We start from the raw sequence: 19,489 nt of genomic DNA on the forward strand, positions 1-19,489 counted from the left end.
ATGGGGAGAACGCCATGACTCGTCAACGGGCATACCTCTGGGGTATGCGGTTTTGTGCCGCCTTGCTGCTGCTGGCAGTGTGGATCGGCCTCTCGACCACGGGTCGCAGTGGCGGACCTGATTTCACCGCCACGGTGGAACCGACAACCGCCATCGCAAAAAGTCGCGACACGTGGACCGTGCGCTTGCGGGTCGAAACCGACAGTGTACGCACGGGCGCCACGATCAAATGCCGCTTCATCAAGGGCTTTGGCGAGCCGCAAAACAGCGATTCGCTGCGGCGGAATTACGTGGCCGTGCGCACCACCAATCCCGGCGCCCGGGTCGCCATCACCAGCCTGGAGCGCAGCGATGCCGCCCTCGTTTGGGATTGGGACCGCAACGCCTGGATCGTCACGGTGAAAGTCACCGCAGGCAGTTTGCGGCGCGGCGATATGATCGAGTTGATCTACGGCGCCAATCGCCCGCATGGCAGGATGAGCGCGCCGCCCTCGGCGTTTGTGGACACGATGAACATTGCCTATGATTTGAACGGCAGCGGTGTCTTTCAAGAAATCCTGTCGCCACCCGTGCTGCACGTCAAACCGGGCATGCCGCACCAGCTCGCGGCCTATCTGCCGTCGCAGGCCGTCGTTGGGGAAGCGATCCGCCTGCGGGTGGTGATTTTGGATGAAGAATTCAATCTTGTGCCCGAGGCGACGGCCAGGCTGTTCCTGTCCACCGGCGATGCGCAAGCCCATCTGCTCAGCAGCACCAGTCTCACGCTCACGGACAGCGGCCGCCTGGACATTCCCGTGACGTTCATGAGCACCGGCACGCATCGTGTCAACGTGCAGGCGCAACTGCTGAACAGTGACACACAACTGGTGACAGAGAGCAATCCGGTGCGCGTGACCGCGACCGCGCCGCCCTACCGCATTTTTTGGGGCGATCTGCACAGCCATTCGCGCATCAGTCACGACGGCCACGGCACCGGCTCGTTCGCCAAGGCGCGTGACGTTGCCGGCCTGGATTTTTATGCGCCCACTGAACACACCAGCACTGATTATGCCGACTTGATCGGCATCACACCGGCGGAATGGCAGGAGATCAAGGCGCAGGTGGTCAAGTACAACCAGCCGGGAAGTTTTGTGACTCTTCTCGGCTACGAGTACAGCCGGCTGGCGCCCTCCGGGCATCACAATGTCTATTTCAACGGCACGGATGCTGCGCTGGCGCAGCTCCCGCTCTATCAAGAGCAGTTGCTTGGCGAGGTGCAGGAGCTGTGGCGCCGCCTCGAAAGAGTGCTGCCGCCGGGGGTGGAATTCCTGACCGTGCCGCATCACACCGGCATCATGTGGTCGCCGGCTTCGAATTCAGCCGTCAGTTTCGGCCCCGGGTTCGGCCATCGTTACTATCGACCGCTCATCGAGATCTATTCGTCACACGGCCAGAGTGAGCTGTACGCACCCGATCATCCCCTGGCTTACGAAAAGCTCCAGAAGGAGGGCCGCGCCAGCATGCCCGGCCCGCACTACGCGCAGGATGCCTGGGCGGCCGGCGAAGTGCTCGGCAGCATCGCCTCCAGTGATGATCACAGCGCCCGGCCGGGCTTGCCGTTTCGCGGCTTGACGGCTGTGCTGGCGCCGGAATTGACACGCGACGCGATTTTTCAGGCGTTGCGCCAGCGCCGGGTCTACGCCACCACCGGCCAGCGCCTGTTGCTGGATTTCACCATCGCCGACCGCATGATGGGATCACGGCTGGAAATGCCGCCGGGAACGTTTCCGCTTATAACCGCCGAGGTCATCGGCACAGACAGCATCGCTTTCATGGAAGTCCTCAAATGGAACATGACGCGGGGCCGCTGGCACAACGGGCATCCGGTTTTCGAGGTGATTCGGCACTGGCCCGGCGAGGGACTGCAGATGAAACGCACCGTCGTGGATTCGAGTTATGCCGGTGACACAGTCTACTATCTGCGCGTCAAGCAGCACAACGAGGTGTATGATATGAGCCGGCAGTTGAATCGCCAGGTGTGGGCATGGTCCAGCCCGATTTGGGTGATGGCGCCCAATCCGCTCGACACCACGCACCAGCAGGTGCCCCCGCGGGAATTGCGGCTCAGCGCGAGTTATCCCAATCCCAATCGCGGCCAGACGCAGATCAATTTTTATCTGCCGGTCGCCGGCCGCGCGACCCTGCGTCTGTTTGACACGCTCGGCCGGGAAGTCGCCGTGATGTTCGATGGTGTTGAATCAGAAGGTTGGTATGCCACCCGCCTGGATACACAGGCGCTTGCCAACGGGCTTTACTTTCTGCGCCTGCAGGCCGCCGGCCGCGTGCTGGTGCAGCGGCTGCTGGTGATGAAGTGAAGGGACAAGGGGCCGGTGCGAAATCCTCTGCGATCGATAAGCGGGTAATTCGGGCCGCTGTGAAAACGTTCCAATCTCGCCGGCGCCGAGGTTTCTAAAACGCTGGGGTCGTGAAAATTCCGAGGATTGTGATGTCACGGCCAAGCCGTTGCAGGAACATACTCTGAGAGAAATTCGCGATTTCAGACGGACACTAATTCGCTCGCAATGGGACTGCTGCACAACATGCAACAACTTCTTTCCCTTTTGGAAAGCCCGGCCGCGCTCAAGGCTCTGTTGACGTGGCCGCAGTTTTCCATCACCTCCTATCGCATGGTTTCGGCGCTGGTGAAGCAGGGGCTGCGGCCGGCCACGGTGTTGGATGTCGGCGCCAACGTCGGTCAGTTTGCGGTGGCGGCGGCCAGACTCTTCCCCGGGGTGCATGTGCATTCCTTCGAGCCGCTGCCGGAATGTGTGACGCGCCTGCGCAGGCACGCGGCACGCCTGGGAAATATCTCCGTTCACCCGGTGGCGCTCGGCGAGCGCGCCGGCGAGATGGCGATGCGGGTGAATGCGCAAAGCCGGGCCAGCTCGCTCTTGCCGCTGGCACCGGCGCATCGCGAGGCGTTCCCGGCCGCGCAGGAAGAATGTCAGATCACCGTGCGCGTCGCCACCCTGGATGAGATGCTGGCTGGCACGACGCTGCCGCCGCCGGTGTTGCTCAAAATCGATGTACAGGGCTATGAGGCGCAAACGCTGCGCGGTGCGACCCGAACCCTGCCGCAGGTCGACTATGCCGTGCTGGAAACCTCCTTCAAACCGCTGTACAACGGCGAGCTGCTGTTCATGGATCTGGTTCGCTTGATGGAAAACCAGGGCATGCGTTTCAGCCGGCCGGTGGGCTGGCTGGCCGCGCCCAAAACCGGCGAAGTGTTGCAGATGGATGCGCTGTTTGTCAGGGCTTCAGAATTATGACTGAAGGCAGATGGCTTGGATGCCAAAAACTTTTCTGAACATGCGAATTCACCCCGTTTCGCGCAGACTGGGTGTGCGCACCGTCGTGTACTGTGCGGTGCTGTTTTCCTGTGTCAGAGCACCTGCCGACAGCGACGACGTCGTGCGTTACCACCGGCCGCAATACACGCTCGACAATGCCGGTTTCGAGCTGGGGTCGGTGGGATGGAAGCCCCTGGCGGAAAACCTTGTCGGCTTCACGATCACTTCCGACTCGATCGAATTCACCGCGGGATGGCGCTCTTTAAAAATCGATTTGAGCCGCAGCCGGGTGTTCGATGGAGGCAGCTTTCGCCTCGTCAGCCCCTGGCTCACGCTGCCGGGGGGCGGCGAGTTTGAATTCTCCGCGCAGGTGAAAGCCGGTGGTGCCGGTGGCAAAGTGGCCTTGCGTGTGATCAACGGCGTTGCCAAGCAGGCGCTGCGCCGCGGCAAGCAGCGCCGCGGCGGTGCCGCCGATCATGAAGTCATCAGCGCGGCCTGGACGCCCGTGGTGCTCAGCGGCACCCTGCCGGTGGCGGAAAAAGACGCGTACCGGCTGGCGTTGGAGTTCGAAGCGCCCGGGGTTTATTGGATCGATCAAATCGAATTCCGCCACCGCGGCCAAAGCATCTGCGCCGAGGCCGAACTGACTGCCGGATTGCAGCCCGTCGATCGCAAAACCAAACTCTCTGCTGCGCCGGCACAGGTTCCGCTGCAACTCTGGCTTGCCAACCGCACGGACCGGCCGCGCGCTCTCAAACTGCAGCTTCATCTCGCCGGCCGATTGCACGCCGGGCAGGATTTGCCGGCGCAAGCGTTGACGCTGGCAGGGCAAACGTCGCGGCGCCACGTCTTCACCGTTCCGCTGGCGCACGCCGATGACTATCGCCTGGCGTGGACGCTGCGTGAGGCTGCCGGGCCGCTGGTCGCGCAGGGCGTGCTGCGCCTGGCCGCACAAAACGCACAATTGCCGGCGGCCACGCGCGGCGAGGCGGTGTGGGGCATGCATCTCAACGCCATGAATCTGGAGATCACGCTGCCGCTGTTGCGCCAGGCGCACGTGACCTATCTGCGCAACGTGCTGCAGCTTTATTGGAGCCAGGTCGAGCCCAAGCCTGGCAAATGGCAATGGCCCGATGAGTTGCTCGCCTATTTGCAGGAGCAGGGTTTCGAATTCCTGCCGATTCTGGGATTCCCGCCGCGCTGGGCGAGTGTGCCGGCAAGGCCCGGCGGTTCGGACCTGCTGAACATGATGCCGCGCTCGCTGGACGAGTTTCGCAACTACCTGCGGGAAGTGACGGCGCGCTACGGCAGCCAAATCACGCGCTGGGAAATTTGGAATGAGCCCAACCTGCCGCGCTATTTCGACGGCACGCCCGGCGACTATGGCGCCGTGCTGGCGGCGGCAGTGAGTGCCTTCGCGCAATTGCAGCCGCAGGCGCGACTCGCCGGCTTGAGCCTGGCCTGGTCGGACGACAATCTCGCGGGGTTCGTGCAGCAAGCGTTGACGCCTACCCAGGCGCGGCCGCAAGCCATCTCCTTTCACCCGTATGAGAAGATTGCGCCGGAGCAGGCGCTGATGGAGAAGATCGAACAACTGCGGCTGCAGGTGCGGGAATTATGCGGCTATGTGCCGGAATTGTGGGCCACGGAAACCGGCTATCGCGGCCGCGATTCCATCAACGCCGCGATACCTTACTATTCGCCGCCGCGGCCGACCACGGTGAATGAAATGACGCAGGCGGCATATCTTGTGCGCCATGCCCTGCTCGCCAAGGCCGCGGGGGTGAAGTACTATTTTTGCTATTCGATGGACAGCGAACGCAGCCGCAGCGGCCCGGACGTGCACGGCCTGCTCGATTATGACCCCGACGCCAGCGTGAAACCGGCGTTGCTCGCCTATCTCACCCTGGCGCAACTGTGCGGCGATGCGGTGTTCGAGCGCCGCCAGGAATTGGACAATCCCGGGCAATATCTCATGCATTATCGCCGCGCCGATGGCCGGCGCTTCGCCGCGCTGTGGCAAAGCGAAGGAACCGCTGTGGTGACCCTGCCCGCCGCTCTGCAAGGTGCCGAGGCGTGGGATTTCTTCGGCAATCGCCTGACACCGGCCTCCGGCAAACTGCAGCTTGATACACGGCCGGTTTATTTTCTGCACTAGGGCGGCATTGTCGGAATCAGCATCACCGGTTGTTTCGCAGAAGTGCCCTGAGGCCGGGAACCTGAAGGGGCCACGGCACAAGTATTTTTGTGGCAAACAAAAGCAAAGCCGCCGGGAGGCGAAGCCGCAAGGTTGTCCTTTGCGGCTTGGTGGCTCCGCGCCTTTGCGTTTCGAAGAAACCGTAGCGGTTCAGTCCACTAATTTGATCTGCTGCGGCTTGGCCGTAGCCTTTTGTAGTCAGTGCCTTTTGGCACTGACCCAGACGGGTCTGCTACAAAAGTATTTTTGTGGTGGTTGCCCAGGCCGGGGTGGCACTCATGAGGGTTGGAATCAGAAGGTTTCGCAGGAATGCCCCTGGAGATCGCGGGGGAGTGAACGTCTGGCTCTTGAAGAGGCCACCAAAAAGTCATTCCAGAGAATGACACCCGGAGTCACCCTGCCCATATCCAAAGAGGGATGTCAAGCCGACGGGCGGGGTTCATGGGCAGTCACACGTTGACGCATTGTTGTTCGTGTTGGTGCAACGGTCCTGCCGTTGCCGCAAAATTTTTGGAAAGGTCACAACTTTCGGCGGTGAGAAATTTCGGCGCCGCCGTGGTTGGAACATTCGAACAGATGCTTGTTCGGACGAGCCTTGTCACTTAGCCGGCATCTTGCCCGAGTTTTAACGAGATTTCCTGCAGGCTGACCACAGGCGACCCGGCAAAATTCATCTTTGCGCAACACCATTGTTTTGCCATGTCCCAAAAACACAATCGCTCCTGGGAAATCGCGGCGGCCGTGATGGATGGGGCCACCACCGCACTGGCCTTTTACGCCGCCTTCTGGCTGCGCTTTCAAGCCGGCTTTCTGCCGCATGCCAATCCCGATCCCGGTGACTATTTCATCATGCTCGGCGGCATCCTGCCACTCTGGCTGGGATTGTTCTCATTCTTCGGCCTGTATGACTTTCGGCGGCCGACGCATTTGCATGCCGATCTCCGGCCGCTGCTGTACAGCATTGCCACCGGCGTGGTGTGTCTCTCGGCGTTCACCTTTTTTTATCGGGAGATTTCCTACTCGCGTCTGACCTTCGTGCTGTTCGGCGTGCTGAATTTCCTGCTGACGCTGGGCGGCCGCCTGCTGCTGCGGCTGGGTCTGCGGCAGGCCCACCGCCACGGTTATCATTTGCGCCAGGTGCTCATTGTCGGCGCCGGTGAGCTGGGCCTGCGGGTGGCCGCGCAGGCAAAACGCCACCCTGAGCTGGGATACCGTGTCGTGGGATTTTGTGATGACTATGAGACCAACGGAATTTACAAAAAGGAATACGGGCTGGAAGTACTGGGCCGCACCACCGATCTCGACGAGATCATCGAAAAATACCGCATCGACAAGGTGATCGTGGCGCTGCCGGGACGCGCCCTTCGCAAAATTTCGCGCATTGTCGAAGCCTGCGAGCAGGAAGGCGTGGAAACCGACATCGTGCCCGACTTTTTCAAATTCATCCAGCCGCGCACCAGGGTGCATGATTTCGCCGGCCTGCCGCTGGTGAGTGTGCGCTTCACGCCGGTGGACTCCTGGAAATATCGTGTCGGCAAGCGCCTGTTCGATGCTGTGTTTGCCGCACTGGCGCTGATCGTTTTCGCGCCCCTGATGCTGGTGATCGCGATTGCCATCAAGCTCACCTCGCCCGGCCCGGTGTTGTTCAAACAGGAGCGCATCGGCATCAACCGCCGCCCCTTCCACATGCTCAAATTCCGCTCGATGAAAGTGGGCGCGGAAAAGGTCGATCATGAAGTCGGTTTGGGCCTGTGCCATGACCCGCGTGTCACCCGCTTGGGGAAGTTCCTGCGCGAATGGAGCCTGGACGAACTGCCCCAGTTGTGGAACGTGCTCATGGGTGACATGAGCCTGGTCGGGCCGCGGCCGGAGCGCACCTATCACGTGCGCCAGTTGAAAACCCGGGTGCCCAACTACATGATTCGTCACCAGGTCCGGACCGGCATGACCGGTTGGGCACAGGTCAACGGCTGGCGCGGCGACACCTCGATCGACCGGCGCATCGAACATGATCTGTATTACATCGAGAACTGGTCGTTCGCCTTCGATCTCAAGATCATCCTGCTGACCCTGTTCGGGGGTGTGATCAGCAAAAAAGCCCGCGGGCTGTGAGGTCTGCGGGCCGCCGGCAGCAAACCACTGCTTCACAAACGGCAGTTTCATTCATGCGAGAGAGATGAACAGGAATTGCAAAACACACCCCCTGAGCGTGACACTGGTCAGCGAACAGTATGCGCCGGATTTGTCCTCCACCGCGCAGTTGTTCGAGGAGCTGATGGTGGAATTGCAGCAGCAGGGCGTGGCGGTGCGCGTTTGCACGCTCACCCCCGGCTATCACGGCTATGTGAGACAGGGCAAAGTCCCGTGGCGCGAAGTACGCCACGGCGTGCCGGTGCGCCGCCTGCCCCGGCTGCCGTTCCGCCGCAGCAACCGCGTGGGCGAGGCGCTCAACTGGCTGTGGGGCACGGTTGCGCTGGCCCTGCTCGCCTGGCGCACACCGCGCGAAGCACCGCTGCTGATCAGCACCAATCCGCCAATGGCGCATGTCGTGGGCGCGGTCCTGAAGCTGCTGCGCGGCCAGCGTTTCATTGCCCTGTTTTATGACCTGCATCCGGAATTATCCTGCGCAGTGGGCCTGCTGCGGGAGGGCAGCCTGATCGACCGGTTGTGGCGCGGGATCAATCGGTGGGCCCTGCGCCACACCGATGTGGCCGTGGCGATCGGGGCGTACATGGAGCGGGTGATCAAAGGCCGTTATCCGGCGGTGGCCACCACCATCATTCACAACTGGTGTGATCCGCGCGTGGTGCGCTGTCTGCCCAAGCAGGCGAGCCTGTTTGCCCGCGAGCACGGCCTGCTCGACAAGTTCGTGGTGCTGTTCTCCGGCAACATGGGCTGGCGCCAGCGGCTGGAGATTCTCATTGAAGTAGCGGCGTTGCTGACCGATCTGCCGATCCGCTTTGTGTTCATCGGCGATGGTGTGAAGAAAGCCAAGCTGCAGGAAATGGCACGGGCGCGCGGCCTGCACAACGTCTTGTTCTTTCCCTATCAGCCGCGGCATTTGATGGAGCACTCACTCGCCGCCGCGGATCTGACCGTGGTCTCGCATGAGCGCGAGGCCATCGGCTTCGGCGTGCCGAGCAAGATTTACACCTACATGGCCGCCGGCCGCGCCATTCTGGGGCTGGCGAGCAAGCCCTGTGAGTTGATCGACATGGTGCGGGAATGCCAGTGTGGCTGGGTGTTCGATGAAGATCAGGATCGCGACGCCATTGCGGACTTGCTCAGAAACTTGTTGCAGGCACCACAGCTCAGCCACCATGCCGGCCAGCGTGCGCGTGAGTATTTCGAACGCCATTTCACCCTGCAGCGCGTGGCGCGTCAATACCAGGAGGTGATCCAGCGCCTGTGCGAAACCGGGCCGGCACCGGGACTTTTCTCCAGGTTGTTCAATCGTTCGCCGCAGCACCCGTCGCTCCGCCAAGCGGGTAAGTCCCCGGCACCGCCGCCGCGCCAATCCGGTCAGCGACTGGAGAAAGTCGAACTATGAACAGGAACGTTCGCAACGATGCCATAACCTTGAGGAGTTGCCGCTTCCCTTTTGCCGTGATGCTGCGTGCCTGTGCCGGCATGCTGCTGTTTTGTTGCATCACAGGCGCGGCGCAGGAAATCATGACCGTGCCGACCTATCACTGGTCCTACATTTATGCGCGTGAGCTGAGTTTGCGTCACCGGCAGTTGGATTTTTCCCCGGCGAACTGGCCGGTGACGCTGGGTGACATGGCGCGCCTGGCCGATACCACCGGTCTGGCGACGGCATCTGCGCCGGAGCGATTCTGGCAAATGCGGCTGCTGCAGTTTGCGCGCACGCCGCGCGCGCAGAAAGCGTGGCTGCAGTTGGGCGGCCGGCTGAGCGAAAGCGCCGGTGATTTCGGACCCGCCTGGCACAGCCGCGCCGGCCTGCGCACGCAGCTTGCGTTGTTCCCCGACCGGCACGTGGCCCTGGTGAATGCCATTCGCCTGGATGAAGAGTTGCGTGAAGACCCGAATTATTTGGGCAAGCGCTGGCGCGGCTTTGCCGGCTACACCGAGCAGGCCTACGTGGCCTTGCATTTCGGCAGGTATGTCGCTAAATTGGGCCGTGATTTTGTGCGCTGGGGACGCGGCACGGATGCGACTTTGCTGCTCTCGGATTACTCCCGGCCGCTGGATCATTTTTTCGGCCGTCTCACGCTCGCGCCCTTTCGCTTCGATTATCTCGCGGCCAAACTGAATTCGGAGTATCTGCCGGATTCCCTGCGCACGCGCTACGCCACCGAGGTGAGTGAACGCTATCTCGCTGCCGCACGCGCGGAAGTCCGGTTCAAAACGAACCTGCTCACGCTCGCGGTTACGCAACTGGTGCTGTACGGCGGCCCGGGCCGCGGCTTCGAGTTGTACTATCTCAATCCGCTCCTGGCGTTTCACGGCGAGCAGCTCAACGAATCGCTGAAGAGCAACACCGCGGGCGCGCTCGACGCCGTGCTGCGGCCGCGCGACGGGCTGGAATGCTATGCGCAATTGCTCATCGATGACGTGCAAGTCGAGAAGACGCGCCGCGGCGATCTGGAGCCGAATGAAATTGCCTTTCTGCTCGGCGGCGAGCTGGCGGAGCCCTTCGGCTGGCGCGGGGTCACCCTGGGGCTGGAATACACCCGCGTTGCCAATCGCACCTACAATGCCATCACCGTGTGGGAAAAGTTTCTGCACCGCAACCGGCCGCTGGCGCACTTTCTCGGCAATGATTTCGACCGCTGGCTGGTGCACGGCCGCGCCTATGCCGGCGGCAATGTGCAGCTCTTCTACTCTTACGAAGCCCGCCGCCACGGCGAGGGCCGCCTGGAGCGGCCGTTCGACATGCCGTGGGTGAACGCGGATCTGCAGCAGGGGTATCGTGAGAAATTCCCCAGTGGCGTGGTGGAGCGCAGCACGCATGTCCATCTCGAAGCGCGCTGGCATGCCACCGCGGGTTTCCATCTCGCGCTGGCCGCCGGGCACGCGCGCTACCGCAATTTTGCCAATCAGGCGGGCCGGCAGCAGCAGGAAACCAGCGTGCGGCTGCAGCTTGGGCTCGAGCAATTCTGGTGGCTGGGTTTGGAATGAGGCGCGGGGCCGGGCTGGCGGGGTGACAGCGATAAACCAGCGGGGGCGGAACGGAATCATCTGCAATAATAAATAGATCATCCGACTCAAGCGTACATGGCCACATGACTGTTCTTTGCATCTGATGAACTCCGATAGGAGTGAGAGGTTTATCGCCAGGTGCCGTTCGCCCAAATGAACCCCCCTCGGGGTGACATGTGTATCGTGCTTCATCATTGATCTCATCTTGCATTGAAGGCAAACGCCGTTACATGTCATTCCCAAAGGAGTTGGAAGTTGGCGGTGTTGACAATTACTATAGACATTTCACCCCTGACGGGGTTGGGCCGTTCGCTATCACGTCAGGGCAAGTGGCTCTCAGCAGAGAAGGCACGGAACTGATTTTGCGATTCTTTTCATTTTGTTGTCGCAAAATGTACGCAAAATTCGGATGATCCCAAAAAATCTGCAGGCAGCCGGAGAAGATTGCGAGGGTGAGTCCACGTATCTTCCGGCCGGCCCTTGCCGGCAGCGCGCACCCGCGCGATGACACTTTTTTATTACGGGAGACAATTATGGCCATGGCTTCACGGATGAGAAGCGACAAGACCTTCGTGCAGGAACGCATTCAAAACAGCATTGCGGTCAAGACCAAATTGATGGAACAGCAGGCGGCGGAGATCCTGTCGGTCGGGCACAAATTGGTCAACATTTTACGTGGCGGCGGCAAGATCCTCTTTTGCGGCAATGGCGGCAGTGCCGCGGATGCCCAGCATCTCGCGGCGGAGTTGGTGTGCAAGCTGCGCAACGACCGGCCGCCGCTGGCCGGGCTGGCGCTCACCACCGACACCTCGACGCTCACCGCCACCAGCAACGATTTTTCGTTCCGCGATGTCTATGCCCGGCAGGTCATTGCGCTGGGCGCCAGTGGCGATGCCCTGATCGGCATCAGCACCTCGGGCAACTCCGCCAATGTGCTGGCGGCGGTGGAGGCGGCGCGCCAGAAGAATGTGCTCACCATCGGCCTGCTCGGCCAGGACGGCGGCGCCATCGCCAGTGCGGTGGACCATGTCGTGATCGTGCCGGACAACGACACCCAGCGCATCCAGGAGTGTCACATTTTGGTGGGCCACATCTGGATGGAAATGGTGGAGCACGAACTCTTTGGGTGAGCCGACCCGACAGGCCGCGTTCGTTTTTCTCGATCGCGATGGCACGCTGATCGAGGAAAAAAACTATCTTCGCCGGCTGGAGGACATCGCCTTCCTGCCGGGCAGCGAGGCCGCGGTGGCGCGCCTGCAGCGTGCCGGCCTGCGCGTCGTCGTGATCAGCAATCAATCCGGCGTGGCGCGCGGCTACTTCAGTGCGGCGTTCGTGCAGGAGACCCATCGCGCGCTGCAACAGCATCTCGCGCGCCACGGCGCGTGGATCGACGGTTTCTACTTTTGCCCGCATGCGCCGGAGGCGAACTGTCATTGCCGCAAGCCGCGCCCTGGCATGCTGGAACAGGCCAGCCGCGATTTTGCCTGTGAGCTCACCGGCTTCATGGTGGGCGACCGCGCCAGTGACATTGAAACCGGCCGCAACGCCGGTTTGCGCACCGTGCTGGTGCGTACCGGCTATGGTGAAGAGACCGCCCGCCGCGGCGAATGCCAGCCCGATTTCATCGCGGACGATCTCGCCGCCGCCGTCGATTGGATTTTGCCGCAAGTCGCATAGAAAAAAACGGAGATCACCTCTCCGCTTCCACCCATAGAAGAAGCCCTCAACGAATGATTCGGCGAGGGCTTTTTCTTTGGCTGCCGGAGTTGCTTCTCCGCCACTTTTTTGCTATGCTTGCGCCAGCCGCAACAAAACCACGGAGGAAGAATGCGCAAGCTCACCGCCGTTTTCCCCCTGCTTTTGCTCGGCCTGTGCAGCGCCGGGCGCACGGGCGCACAGCCGGCCGCGCTCATGGCCGACAGCCTCCATGCCCACCTGCATCATCTTGCCGTGACCATCGGCCCGCGGCCCATGGGTTCGGCCAATGAACGCAGCGCGCTGCTGTGGGTGGTGCAGCGGTTTGCCGCCTGGGGCGCCGACACGGCTTATGTTATGCCGGTGCCGTTCAGCGAACGCGTCAACACCAGCTCGGGCGTGGCGGTGGGCGTGTTTCGCGGCCGCAGTGACAGTCTGATCGTCGTCGGCAGCCACATCGATTCCGACACGCGGGAAAATCCGGGCGCCAATGACAATGCCTCCGGCACGGCAGTGATGCTGGAGCTGGCGCGTGTATGGCGCCATGCCGGGCGGCGCTACACCCTGCTGTTCGCCGCGTTCGGCGGCGAAGAGGGCAACCTGGCCGGCTCGCGCTGGTTTGTCGATCATTTCCCTGAAATCCACCGCGTGGCGCTCATGCTGCAGATCGACATGGCAGGCAGCGACGGCCCGCTCCTCCCCTTCATCGACACGCGCGACCATCAGACACCGGCCTGGCTGGTCAAGGATGCCTTCGCGATCGATCGCAGCCTGGGCTACAACAGCCTGAAATACCCCACGCAGTTTTTCACCCTCAATCAGGTGCTCGGTGGCGCCAGCTCGGATCACGAGCCTTTTCTCCGCCGTGGCATTCCCGCGATTGACTTTACCGCCGGCGTCGGCACCTCACCCATTCACACTCCCAACGATCGCATTGAATTCATCAGCCGGGCGGCATTGGAACGCAGTGCGCGTCTGGTCGATGGCCTGCTGCACAAGTATCAGACGCAGGGCATTCCCGGCAGCCGCACCGGCAACTACATGCTCTGGCAACTGTCCGGCGGGGTGTTGTTCGTGCCGACCTGGGCCATTGCGGCCGTGGACGTGCTGGCGCTTCTGCTCGGTGTGGCGGCCTTCACACACGGTCGCGCCCGGCGGTTGCAAAGCGACACGGTGCCGCGCGGGTATTTCTCCGGCGCCAAGGTGTTTCTGCTGCTGTTCGTCATTGCGATTTTTACCCAGCTCGGGGAAGCGGCGATGCAGTTGCTCAAGGGTTTGCGCTATCCCTGGTTCGTGCACATTGATGAGTATCTCACCTTCGCGGCGCTGTTTGCCCTCGCCGGTTTTTGGCTGGCGCTGTGGCTCAGTCGCAACTGGCGCTTCAGCCCCGATCCTTATTTTTATCTCAAACGGGGTCTGCTGCCACTCTGGCTGCTGGTGATCCTGGCCTGGCTGGTCAGCCCGCGTCTGGCCCTTTATCCGGCACTCACGCTGCTGTGTTTCAGTTTGGCGGTTTTGCTGCCGGGGACGTTGTTGAAACTCCTGTGTGCCCTCGCCGCGCCGCTTCCCATGTTCGCGTTGATGTTTTTCGAATTGTTCGCCTTCGGTGCGCGTGCCATGCCACGCCTGCTGGCGCAGGCTCACGGTTTCACGCCGTCACTGATCTACAGCACCGTGCTCACCCTGTTGCTCGTCATTTGGTACCTGCCCTCCTGCTGTCTGTTCGCCTACACCTTCGCACACGGTTACCGGCACTTGTCCTGGCTGCGCCTTTTGCGGCGGCCGCTGGTTGGGCTGTTGCTTTTGCTCGCGGTCTTTGCCTATGGCGGATATCTGTATGCCTTCCCCGCCTACAACGAGCGCTGGCGCGCATTGCTGCGGGTGACGGCGCGGTATGATCAAAACACTCAGGACAGCCGCCTGCGACTGCTGGGCGATGAGTATTTTCGCGGGGTGACAGTGAAGGCGGGTGAGCTGTCGCTCAACTATGATGAGGCGATTCATCACGCCGACCTGGCGGTGCCGTTTCGCGCCGATTGGCTGTCGGCCGCGGGCAGTCAAACCAGGGATGCTCGCGATTCGACCCTGGTGCGGGTTGACTGGCAGCTCACCAGCGCCCGGCCCTGGAACGAAGTCCGGATGCAGGTGCAGAGCGACACGCTGATGCTCTCCGTGAGGGACACCCCGCTGAAATACAGCAAAAGCCGCCGTGATGGTGCTGAATCTTTTCTCTTTCGCTGGTATGCCGACCCGGACGATACCCTGCGCGTGCAGGCGAGTTTCCAGCTTGCACCGGGCAGCCGGCTGATTCGGCAGGTGACGGCACTCTATGTCGAACCGCCGTTGCCGCTCACGGTTACGGCAAAACATGCCGACGTGATCTATCGCACCGAAGTCATCCGCCGGGACACGCTGACGGCCGTGCCGCCGGCTGATGCCGGAGGGTGAGTGCCGCGCGCCCCGGGGCTGCGTTTTCATCCCCCGCGAGGCATGCCGCCCGAGTTCGCATGAAAGGGCTGCGCGGGAGACATGGCGGTTTGTACAGCCGCTGCCCGCGCCATTGCCACCAGTTCCCAGTACGGCGGGCGATAGCCGTGCTGCTGCACAAACTGCTCCGCCTGCTGCAGCACCCTGGCCTTGAGGGCCAGATGCCGCTGGTTGAATTGCCGGTGCCGCAGCGCGGCCGCGGCACTCATACCCTCGGGCACCGGCCCGATTTGACCCAGGGCATTGCAAAGCAGGCTGTATCCTTTCAGGATACGCGCCAGCGGCAGCAGGTACCACGCATAATTGAGACGGTCGCCCGCCTCCGCTTTTTCCAGCATGGCGTCGGTCACGGCGTTGTCAATGTGATCATGATACAACGTTTCCGGATCACGCCATTCCGCCACCACGCGCAGTTGCGGATCATATTCGAGATCCGCGGGCTCCTGGGTTTGAAAATGCCGCACCCCAAAAGCCGCCAGCCACACACCCACGCCCGGTGAGGAGATGTGGGAAATACCCATCCACAACTGGATGCCGCATTGGCGATACGCCCGGGAGGCTACTTCCGAGCAGAAGAGTTTGCCGGGATCCTCATAATCCATTTCAAAATCATAGGGAATGTGCTGCGTCTTTGCCCGCGCCAGCGCGGTGCCCGCGGCCTCATGCGGCAGCCCGGGGTTGGTGAGCAGCGCCGGCAGATCGGCGCGCAGCCGCAAAACCATTACCCGGAGCTTCTTGTCGCGCAGATATTCCTCCAGCGTTGCCACTGCCACGCCCCGCTCGATGTGCGCCTCGATGATCGAGGCCAGGCTGGTTTTTTCATCGACGTGCACCAGGGCAATGTGGGAAAAGTTTCCGGGATAATCGTTGCCGCGCGCGATCAGCGCTGAGGTGGGCGCGCCCCCGCGCGAGACCAGAATGTCGCCGCTGTGAATGGTGACCCCGAGAATCTTGGTGGAAGGCGTTTGAGAAGGTTCCTCTTCGCCGCGCGTCAGCGCCGGCACTGCTTGCGGCGGCGCCTGCAGCATCACTTCTTCCAGCGCCGCGCGGCTGCCATAGAGCAGGCGATAGAGCCGGTCACGAGTCGCCGGCGACTGGATGTCCCACTGTTGCGATTGCCTCTTCACCAGCGCACGCACGCGGCAGTGCAGGCGTTCATAAGCCGCGAGTTTCTCCGGACAGGCTGCCACCTGCGGCGCCAGTTCGAAAATGTCCCGTTCGAGTCTGGTGAGGAGCGGGTGCTCCGGAGCGAAGGAACGGGCGGTGAGGGAGTCGAGACGCTGCTGCGTGCGCGCCAGCTCGCGGGTGAGCCTTGCTTCGAGCATGGCACCACCGGCCGTGCGCGCCTTGTTGAAGCGCTCCTCCAGCGCCTGCCAATAGGCATCCCTGTTCCACACAAAAGGTGTTTTGTCACTTCTGACCGGCGGCGGCGCTTCGGCCGCAGGAAGCAACAGGATCAGATAAAGTGCGCCCAGGGCCAGGGCGGGGTATGCCACGAACCGGCGTTTGCGACGGCCGGAGGGGATGGTCGAGGTCATGATCGGCTCATCAGTTTGAGTGCAATCAAGCCGTGCGTGGGGAGTTGTCGGGGCAAGGTGCAAATTGCAGTGCAAAAAAACAAGCCGGGCTGCGGCATGTCTCGAGTGCGCCGGCACGGGGAGTTGGAGCGGTGAAAGCAGGGCGACATCTGGGGATCGGTGTTGCGAAAATCACAAAATCGCGCAGGTCAAAAAGAGAAAAGCGGCCCGATGTTTTTTTGCGGGCCGCTTCTTTCTTTTCCCCCGCCGGGCAGGTTGATCAGAACAAGCCCGCGGGGCACTGCCATATGGGAGAAGCAGGGAAAGTCGAGGCCAGGGCAGTGCGGTCAATTCGCGGGGCGCGGCACAGCGGGCAGGTGCACCAGTTTGTTTTTGAGATTGGTGGTCAGCTCGGTCATCAGCGCCAGCACGCTTTCTCCGCCGGCCTTTTCTGCCAGCAGCAGTGCGCCGGAGCGTGAATCGAAGATTTGGATGTCGACGCGCAGACGGCTGCCCTCGCGCACAAAACCGCCGAACAGCAGGAGATCCGCTGCCGTCTGCCGCGCACAAGCCCGCGCGTGAGAGAGAGTGAACCCGGTTGCCTTTTTCACGCCGTTGGCTTGCGCTGCTTCTTCCAGAATGGTGCGGCCCAGCATCTGCACGCCGGGGGTGCCCTGCAAATCGGTGACGAGCATGTCCGTCAGGCCGGTGACCAGCCAGGCGTCGCGGTCATCGCCGGTGCGGTTCTCGAAATATGACACCAGCAGCGTTTTGCTGGCGGCGGCTGGTTGGGTCAGGGTGTCGGCGGCGCCAGGCTGCACCGAGGCAAGCGTTGCCGAGGACAAACCGCGCGGCGAGTGGCCCGGCTGTAAAAACAGCGCCGGCACCAGCATACTGAGCGCCACCAGCGGCAGCGCGCGGCGCAGGCTGTGCCGCGACACCAGCGGTTTGAACAATTGCCGCGGCTGCCAGAGTTTGCCTTTGTTGGTCACCCGCCGTTGTGCCGCGTTGCCGGACGGCAGCAGATAAGGCTCGAAAGTTTGCGTCTCGCTCACCTGCAGGGTCTCCTGCCGGTTGGAGGCGATTTCGATGGCGGCCTGGCCCAGCGGTTTCACCGGAATTTTGAAGACTTCGACTTTTTGGCAGATGTTTTTCAGTTCCTGCGGCCCGAAGTTGATGGCCACGAAGGTGAGCTTGGTCTTGACCATCTCGTAGACTTCGCGCGTGAGGCAGATGCCACTGGGCTCCGCCAGCGTTTGCAGCCGGGCCGCGATGTTGACCTCGTCACCGAACAGATCGCCATCGACGATGCGGACCTCGCCCAGGCTGATGCCGATGCGCACGTGAATCTGATCGGACTCGGGCTTGTCGAAATTGTAGCGCGTGAAGCGCTCCTGGGCTTCGATGGCGCACTGCACCGCCTCCACCGCGCTGTCAAAATCCATCAGATAGCCGTCGCCCGTGCTTTTCACGATCCGGCCGCGATGCTTGCGCACGAGAAAGCGCATGATGCGATTGTGGTCGCGCAGCAGCTTGAGCGTGAAGCGTTCGTTTTCTCCCATGCGCCGGCTGAAACCCTTGATGTCGGTAAACATGATCGCCGAAAGCTTGCAAGAGTTGTTCTTGAACGCGGACATTGGCTGTGCGGGCTGAGAGTTGTGATTCGAGTCCATGAATGCTCTCTCTGCTATGATTTCTCGGTGAACGCGGATATGACGGATTGGCTCACAGCGCTTGCGAAAAGTGGCGGGATTCCGGCTTTCTTCTTCCCGGCGCGGTCGCGCAATCCCTGCTCACGAATTGCCCCCGTTTTCTGCAAGGCCTGTGCCAAGGCTCCGCATCAATAAATCCAAAGACTTGTGCTGTTGAGTTGACCAAATTTTTTGTTTGGGTTTGAGACGGCTAAACTGGCTGAGACAATTGCGGTTGGGTACCGGCCCCTGGTTGAAGGGTGTTCCACCCGGGTTGAGCCTTGGTCTCGGCAGAATATTACGAAAATACTTTTGTAGTAGACCCTTCGGTGTCGGTGCCGGAAGGCAGGACTACGAAAGTTCATTTTCATCATAAGGGCCGCCGCCGCGCGCGGCATGGCAATTACTGCTGCAAAAACGCCTGCAGACAGTCAAGATGCCCAAAGCTGCCGACTTTTTCGAAGCGATAAAAGTCAAAACACACAAGGACGCGAAGCCGCAGGGGCTTCGCAAAGAATAGCCGCTCCGCCAGGTTTGACCGTGACTTTATCTTGCGGTCCCGTGGATGCTCTCCGCCAGAATGCCACGGCCTGGCCGTGGCAGTTCAAAAAAGGGGCTGAACGGTCATCGCGAAGATTTTCGAAGCACACAACCCGCCAAGAGCATGAGGGAAAACCTTGTGGGCTGTGAGATTTTCGTGATGCTGAGGCTTGTTGTATGGCAATCGCTTCGGAAAAACTCTTTGCGTGAGCGTTTCTTGCTTTGTTTGAAAAGTCAGTGCCTGAATTTGGATCATCCGAATTTTGCGACAACAAGATGAAAAAGAATCGCAAAATCAGTTCCGTGCCTTCTCTGCTGAGAGCCCCTTGCCCTGACGCGATAGCGAACGGCCCAACCCCGCCAGGGGTGAAATGTTTATAGTAATTGTCAACACTTCCAACTTCAAACTCCTTTAGGAGTGACATGTAACGGCGTTTGCATTCAATTCAAGATGAGATCAATGAGGAGGCACGATACACATGTCACCCTGCCGGGGTTTCATTTGGGCGAACGGCACTTCGCGATAAACATCTCACGCCTATCAGAGTTCATCAGATGCAAAGAACCGTCACGTGGCCATGTACGCTTGAGTCGGATGATCTAAAAAATCTTCGCGGTCATCATAGTTTTTACAGGGTGCTGTAACGCCTTCGGCAAACGGTCGAATTTCGAAGTCGGCGCCGCTTCACATTCGAAAAACATCTTGCTCGATCTCGAACGGCATCCCTGTCGGCGCTTTGTGAACACGCCGTTTCTTCCGGGCCACAGCAAACCAGCATGCAAAATTCAGGTGGTGGCTTTGGCCCTCTTGTCTGCAGGCAGGGAAACCCGCACGGCTTCACATCTTGCCGGGGATTGCGCTGCTGACCA

The 19,489-nt window shown here is 61.2% G+C and carries 11 protein-coding genes; 9 read left to right on the top strand and 2 right to left on the bottom strand.

The features are described from left to right. The first annotated feature begins 14 nt into the window (after positions 1 to 14). The 9 genes from ONB52_07950 to ONB52_07990 all read left to right on the top strand — a co-directional run bounded on the left by ONB52_07950 (position 15) and on the right by ONB52_07990 (position 14,832). Complete coding sequence (locus tag ONB52_07950; protein ID MDZ7416082.1) at positions 15 to 2,354, top strand: DUF3604 domain-containing protein; 2,340 nt, start codon at positions 15 to 17, stop codon at positions 2,352 to 2,354. A 225-nt stretch (positions 2,355 to 2,579) separates the two neighbouring features. Continuing rightward, the gene (locus ONB52_07955) at positions 2,580 to 3,308 is read left to right on the top strand and encodes an FkbM family methyltransferase (protein MDZ7416083.1); all 729 of its coding nucleotides are present in this window, start codon (positions 2,580 to 2,582) and stop codon (positions 3,306 to 3,308) included. Positions 3,309 to 3,327: 19 nt separating this feature from the next. After that, the gene (locus ONB52_07960) at positions 3,328 to 5,487 is read left to right on the top strand and encodes a hypothetical protein (GenBank protein MDZ7416084.1); all 2,160 of its coding nucleotides are present in this window, start codon (positions 3,328 to 3,330) and stop codon (positions 5,485 to 5,487) included. Positions 5,488 to 6,225: 738 nt separating this feature from the next. Continuing rightward, positions 6,226 to 7,638: an undecaprenyl-phosphate glucose phosphotransferase gene (locus ONB52_07965; protein MDZ7416085.1), complete on the top strand. Its 1,413-nt coding sequence runs from the start codon at positions 6,226 to 6,228 to the stop codon at positions 7,636 to 7,638. Between the two features lie 64 nt (positions 7,639 to 7,702). Then, positions 7,703 to 9,076: a glycosyltransferase family 4 protein gene (locus ONB52_07970; protein MDZ7416086.1), complete on the top strand. Its 1,374-nt coding sequence runs from the start codon at positions 7,703 to 7,705 to the stop codon at positions 9,074 to 9,076. Beyond that, positions 9,073 to 10,668 carry a capsule assembly Wzi family protein gene (locus ONB52_07975; GenBank protein ID MDZ7416087.1) on the top strand — a complete coding sequence of 532 codons (1,596 nt, stop codon included), beginning with the start codon at positions 9,073 to 9,075 and terminating at the stop codon, positions 10,666 to 10,668. Before ONB52_07970 ends, ONB52_07975 begins: the two co-directional genes overlap by 4 nt. A 560-nt stretch (positions 10,669 to 11,228) precedes the next feature. Next, positions 11,229 to 11,819 (top strand): SIS domain-containing protein, encoded by a 591-nt coding sequence (locus tag ONB52_07980; protein MDZ7416088.1) that lies wholly within the window; start codon positions 11,229 to 11,231, stop codon positions 11,817 to 11,819. After that, positions 11,812 to 12,366, top strand: coding sequence for an HAD-IIIA family hydrolase (locus ONB52_07985; protein ID MDZ7416089.1), 555 nt, complete (start codon positions 11,812 to 11,814; stop codon positions 12,364 to 12,366). Before ONB52_07980 ends, ONB52_07985 begins: the two co-directional genes overlap by 8 nt. A gap of 150 nt (positions 12,367 to 12,516) precedes the next feature. Then, a complete protein-coding gene (locus ONB52_07990; protein MDZ7416090.1) occupies positions 12,517 to 14,832 on the top strand; it encodes a M28 family metallopeptidase in 2,316 nt (771 codons plus the stop codon). Between the two features lie 26 nt (positions 14,833 to 14,858). On the opposite strand, the gene ONB52_07995 is transcribed toward ONB52_07990, so the two are convergent. After that, the gene (locus ONB52_07995; GenBank protein MDZ7416091.1) at positions 14,859 to 16,409 is read right to left on the bottom strand and encodes a YiiX/YebB-like N1pC/P60 family cysteine hydrolase; all 1,551 of its coding nucleotides are present in this window, start codon (positions 16,407 to 16,409) and stop codon (positions 14,859 to 14,861) included. 326 nt (positions 16,410 to 16,735) lie between these two features. Next, entirely contained in the window at positions 16,736 to 17,983 is a 1,248-nt protein-coding gene (locus tag ONB52_08000) for an adenylate/guanylate cyclase domain-containing protein (protein MDZ7416092.1), read from the bottom strand. Positions 17,984 to 19,489 lie beyond the last annotated feature (1,506 nt).

It is taken from the genome of candidate division KSB1 bacterium (genome assembly GCA_034506255.1).
Taxonomy (GTDB): Bacteria; Zhuqueibacterota; Zhuqueibacteria; order Zhuqueibacterales; family Zhuqueibacteraceae; genus Coneutiohabitans; species Coneutiohabitans thermophilus.

Coding starts and splice junctions, on each gene's coding strand:
- ONB52_07950 (MDZ7416082.1), top strand. CDS start 15: ATGACTCGTCAACGGGCATACCTCTGGGGTATGCGGTTTTGTGCCGCC.
- ONB52_07955 (MDZ7416083.1), top strand. CDS start 2,580: ATGCAACAACTTCTTTCCCTTTTGGAAAGCCCGGCCGCGCTCAAGGCT.
- ONB52_07960 (MDZ7416084.1), top strand. CDS start 3,328: ATGCCAAAAACTTTTCTGAACATGCGAATTCACCCCGTTTCGCGCAGA.
- ONB52_07965 (MDZ7416085.1), top strand. CDS start 6,226: ATGTCCCAAAAACACAATCGCTCCTGGGAAATCGCGGCGGCCGTGATG.
- ONB52_07970 (MDZ7416086.1), top strand. CDS start 7,703: ATGAACAGGAATTGCAAAACACACCCCCTGAGCGTGACACTGGTCAGC.
- ONB52_07975 (MDZ7416087.1), top strand. CDS start 9,073: ATGAACAGGAACGTTCGCAACGATGCCATAACCTTGAGGAGTTGCCGC.
- ONB52_07980 (MDZ7416088.1), top strand. CDS start 11,229: ATGGCTTCACGGATGAGAAGCGACAAGACCTTCGTGCAGGAACGCATT.
- ONB52_07990 (MDZ7416090.1), top strand. CDS start 12,517: ATGCGCAAGCTCACCGCCGTTTTCCCCCTGCTTTTGCTCGGCCTGTGC.
- ONB52_07995 (MDZ7416091.1), bottom strand. CDS start 16,409: ATGACCTCGACCATCCCCTCCGGCCGTCGCAAACGCCGGTTCGTGGCA.
- ONB52_08000 (MDZ7416092.1), bottom strand. CDS start 17,983: ATGTTTACCGACATCAAGGGTTTCAGCCGGCGCATGGGAGAAAACGAA.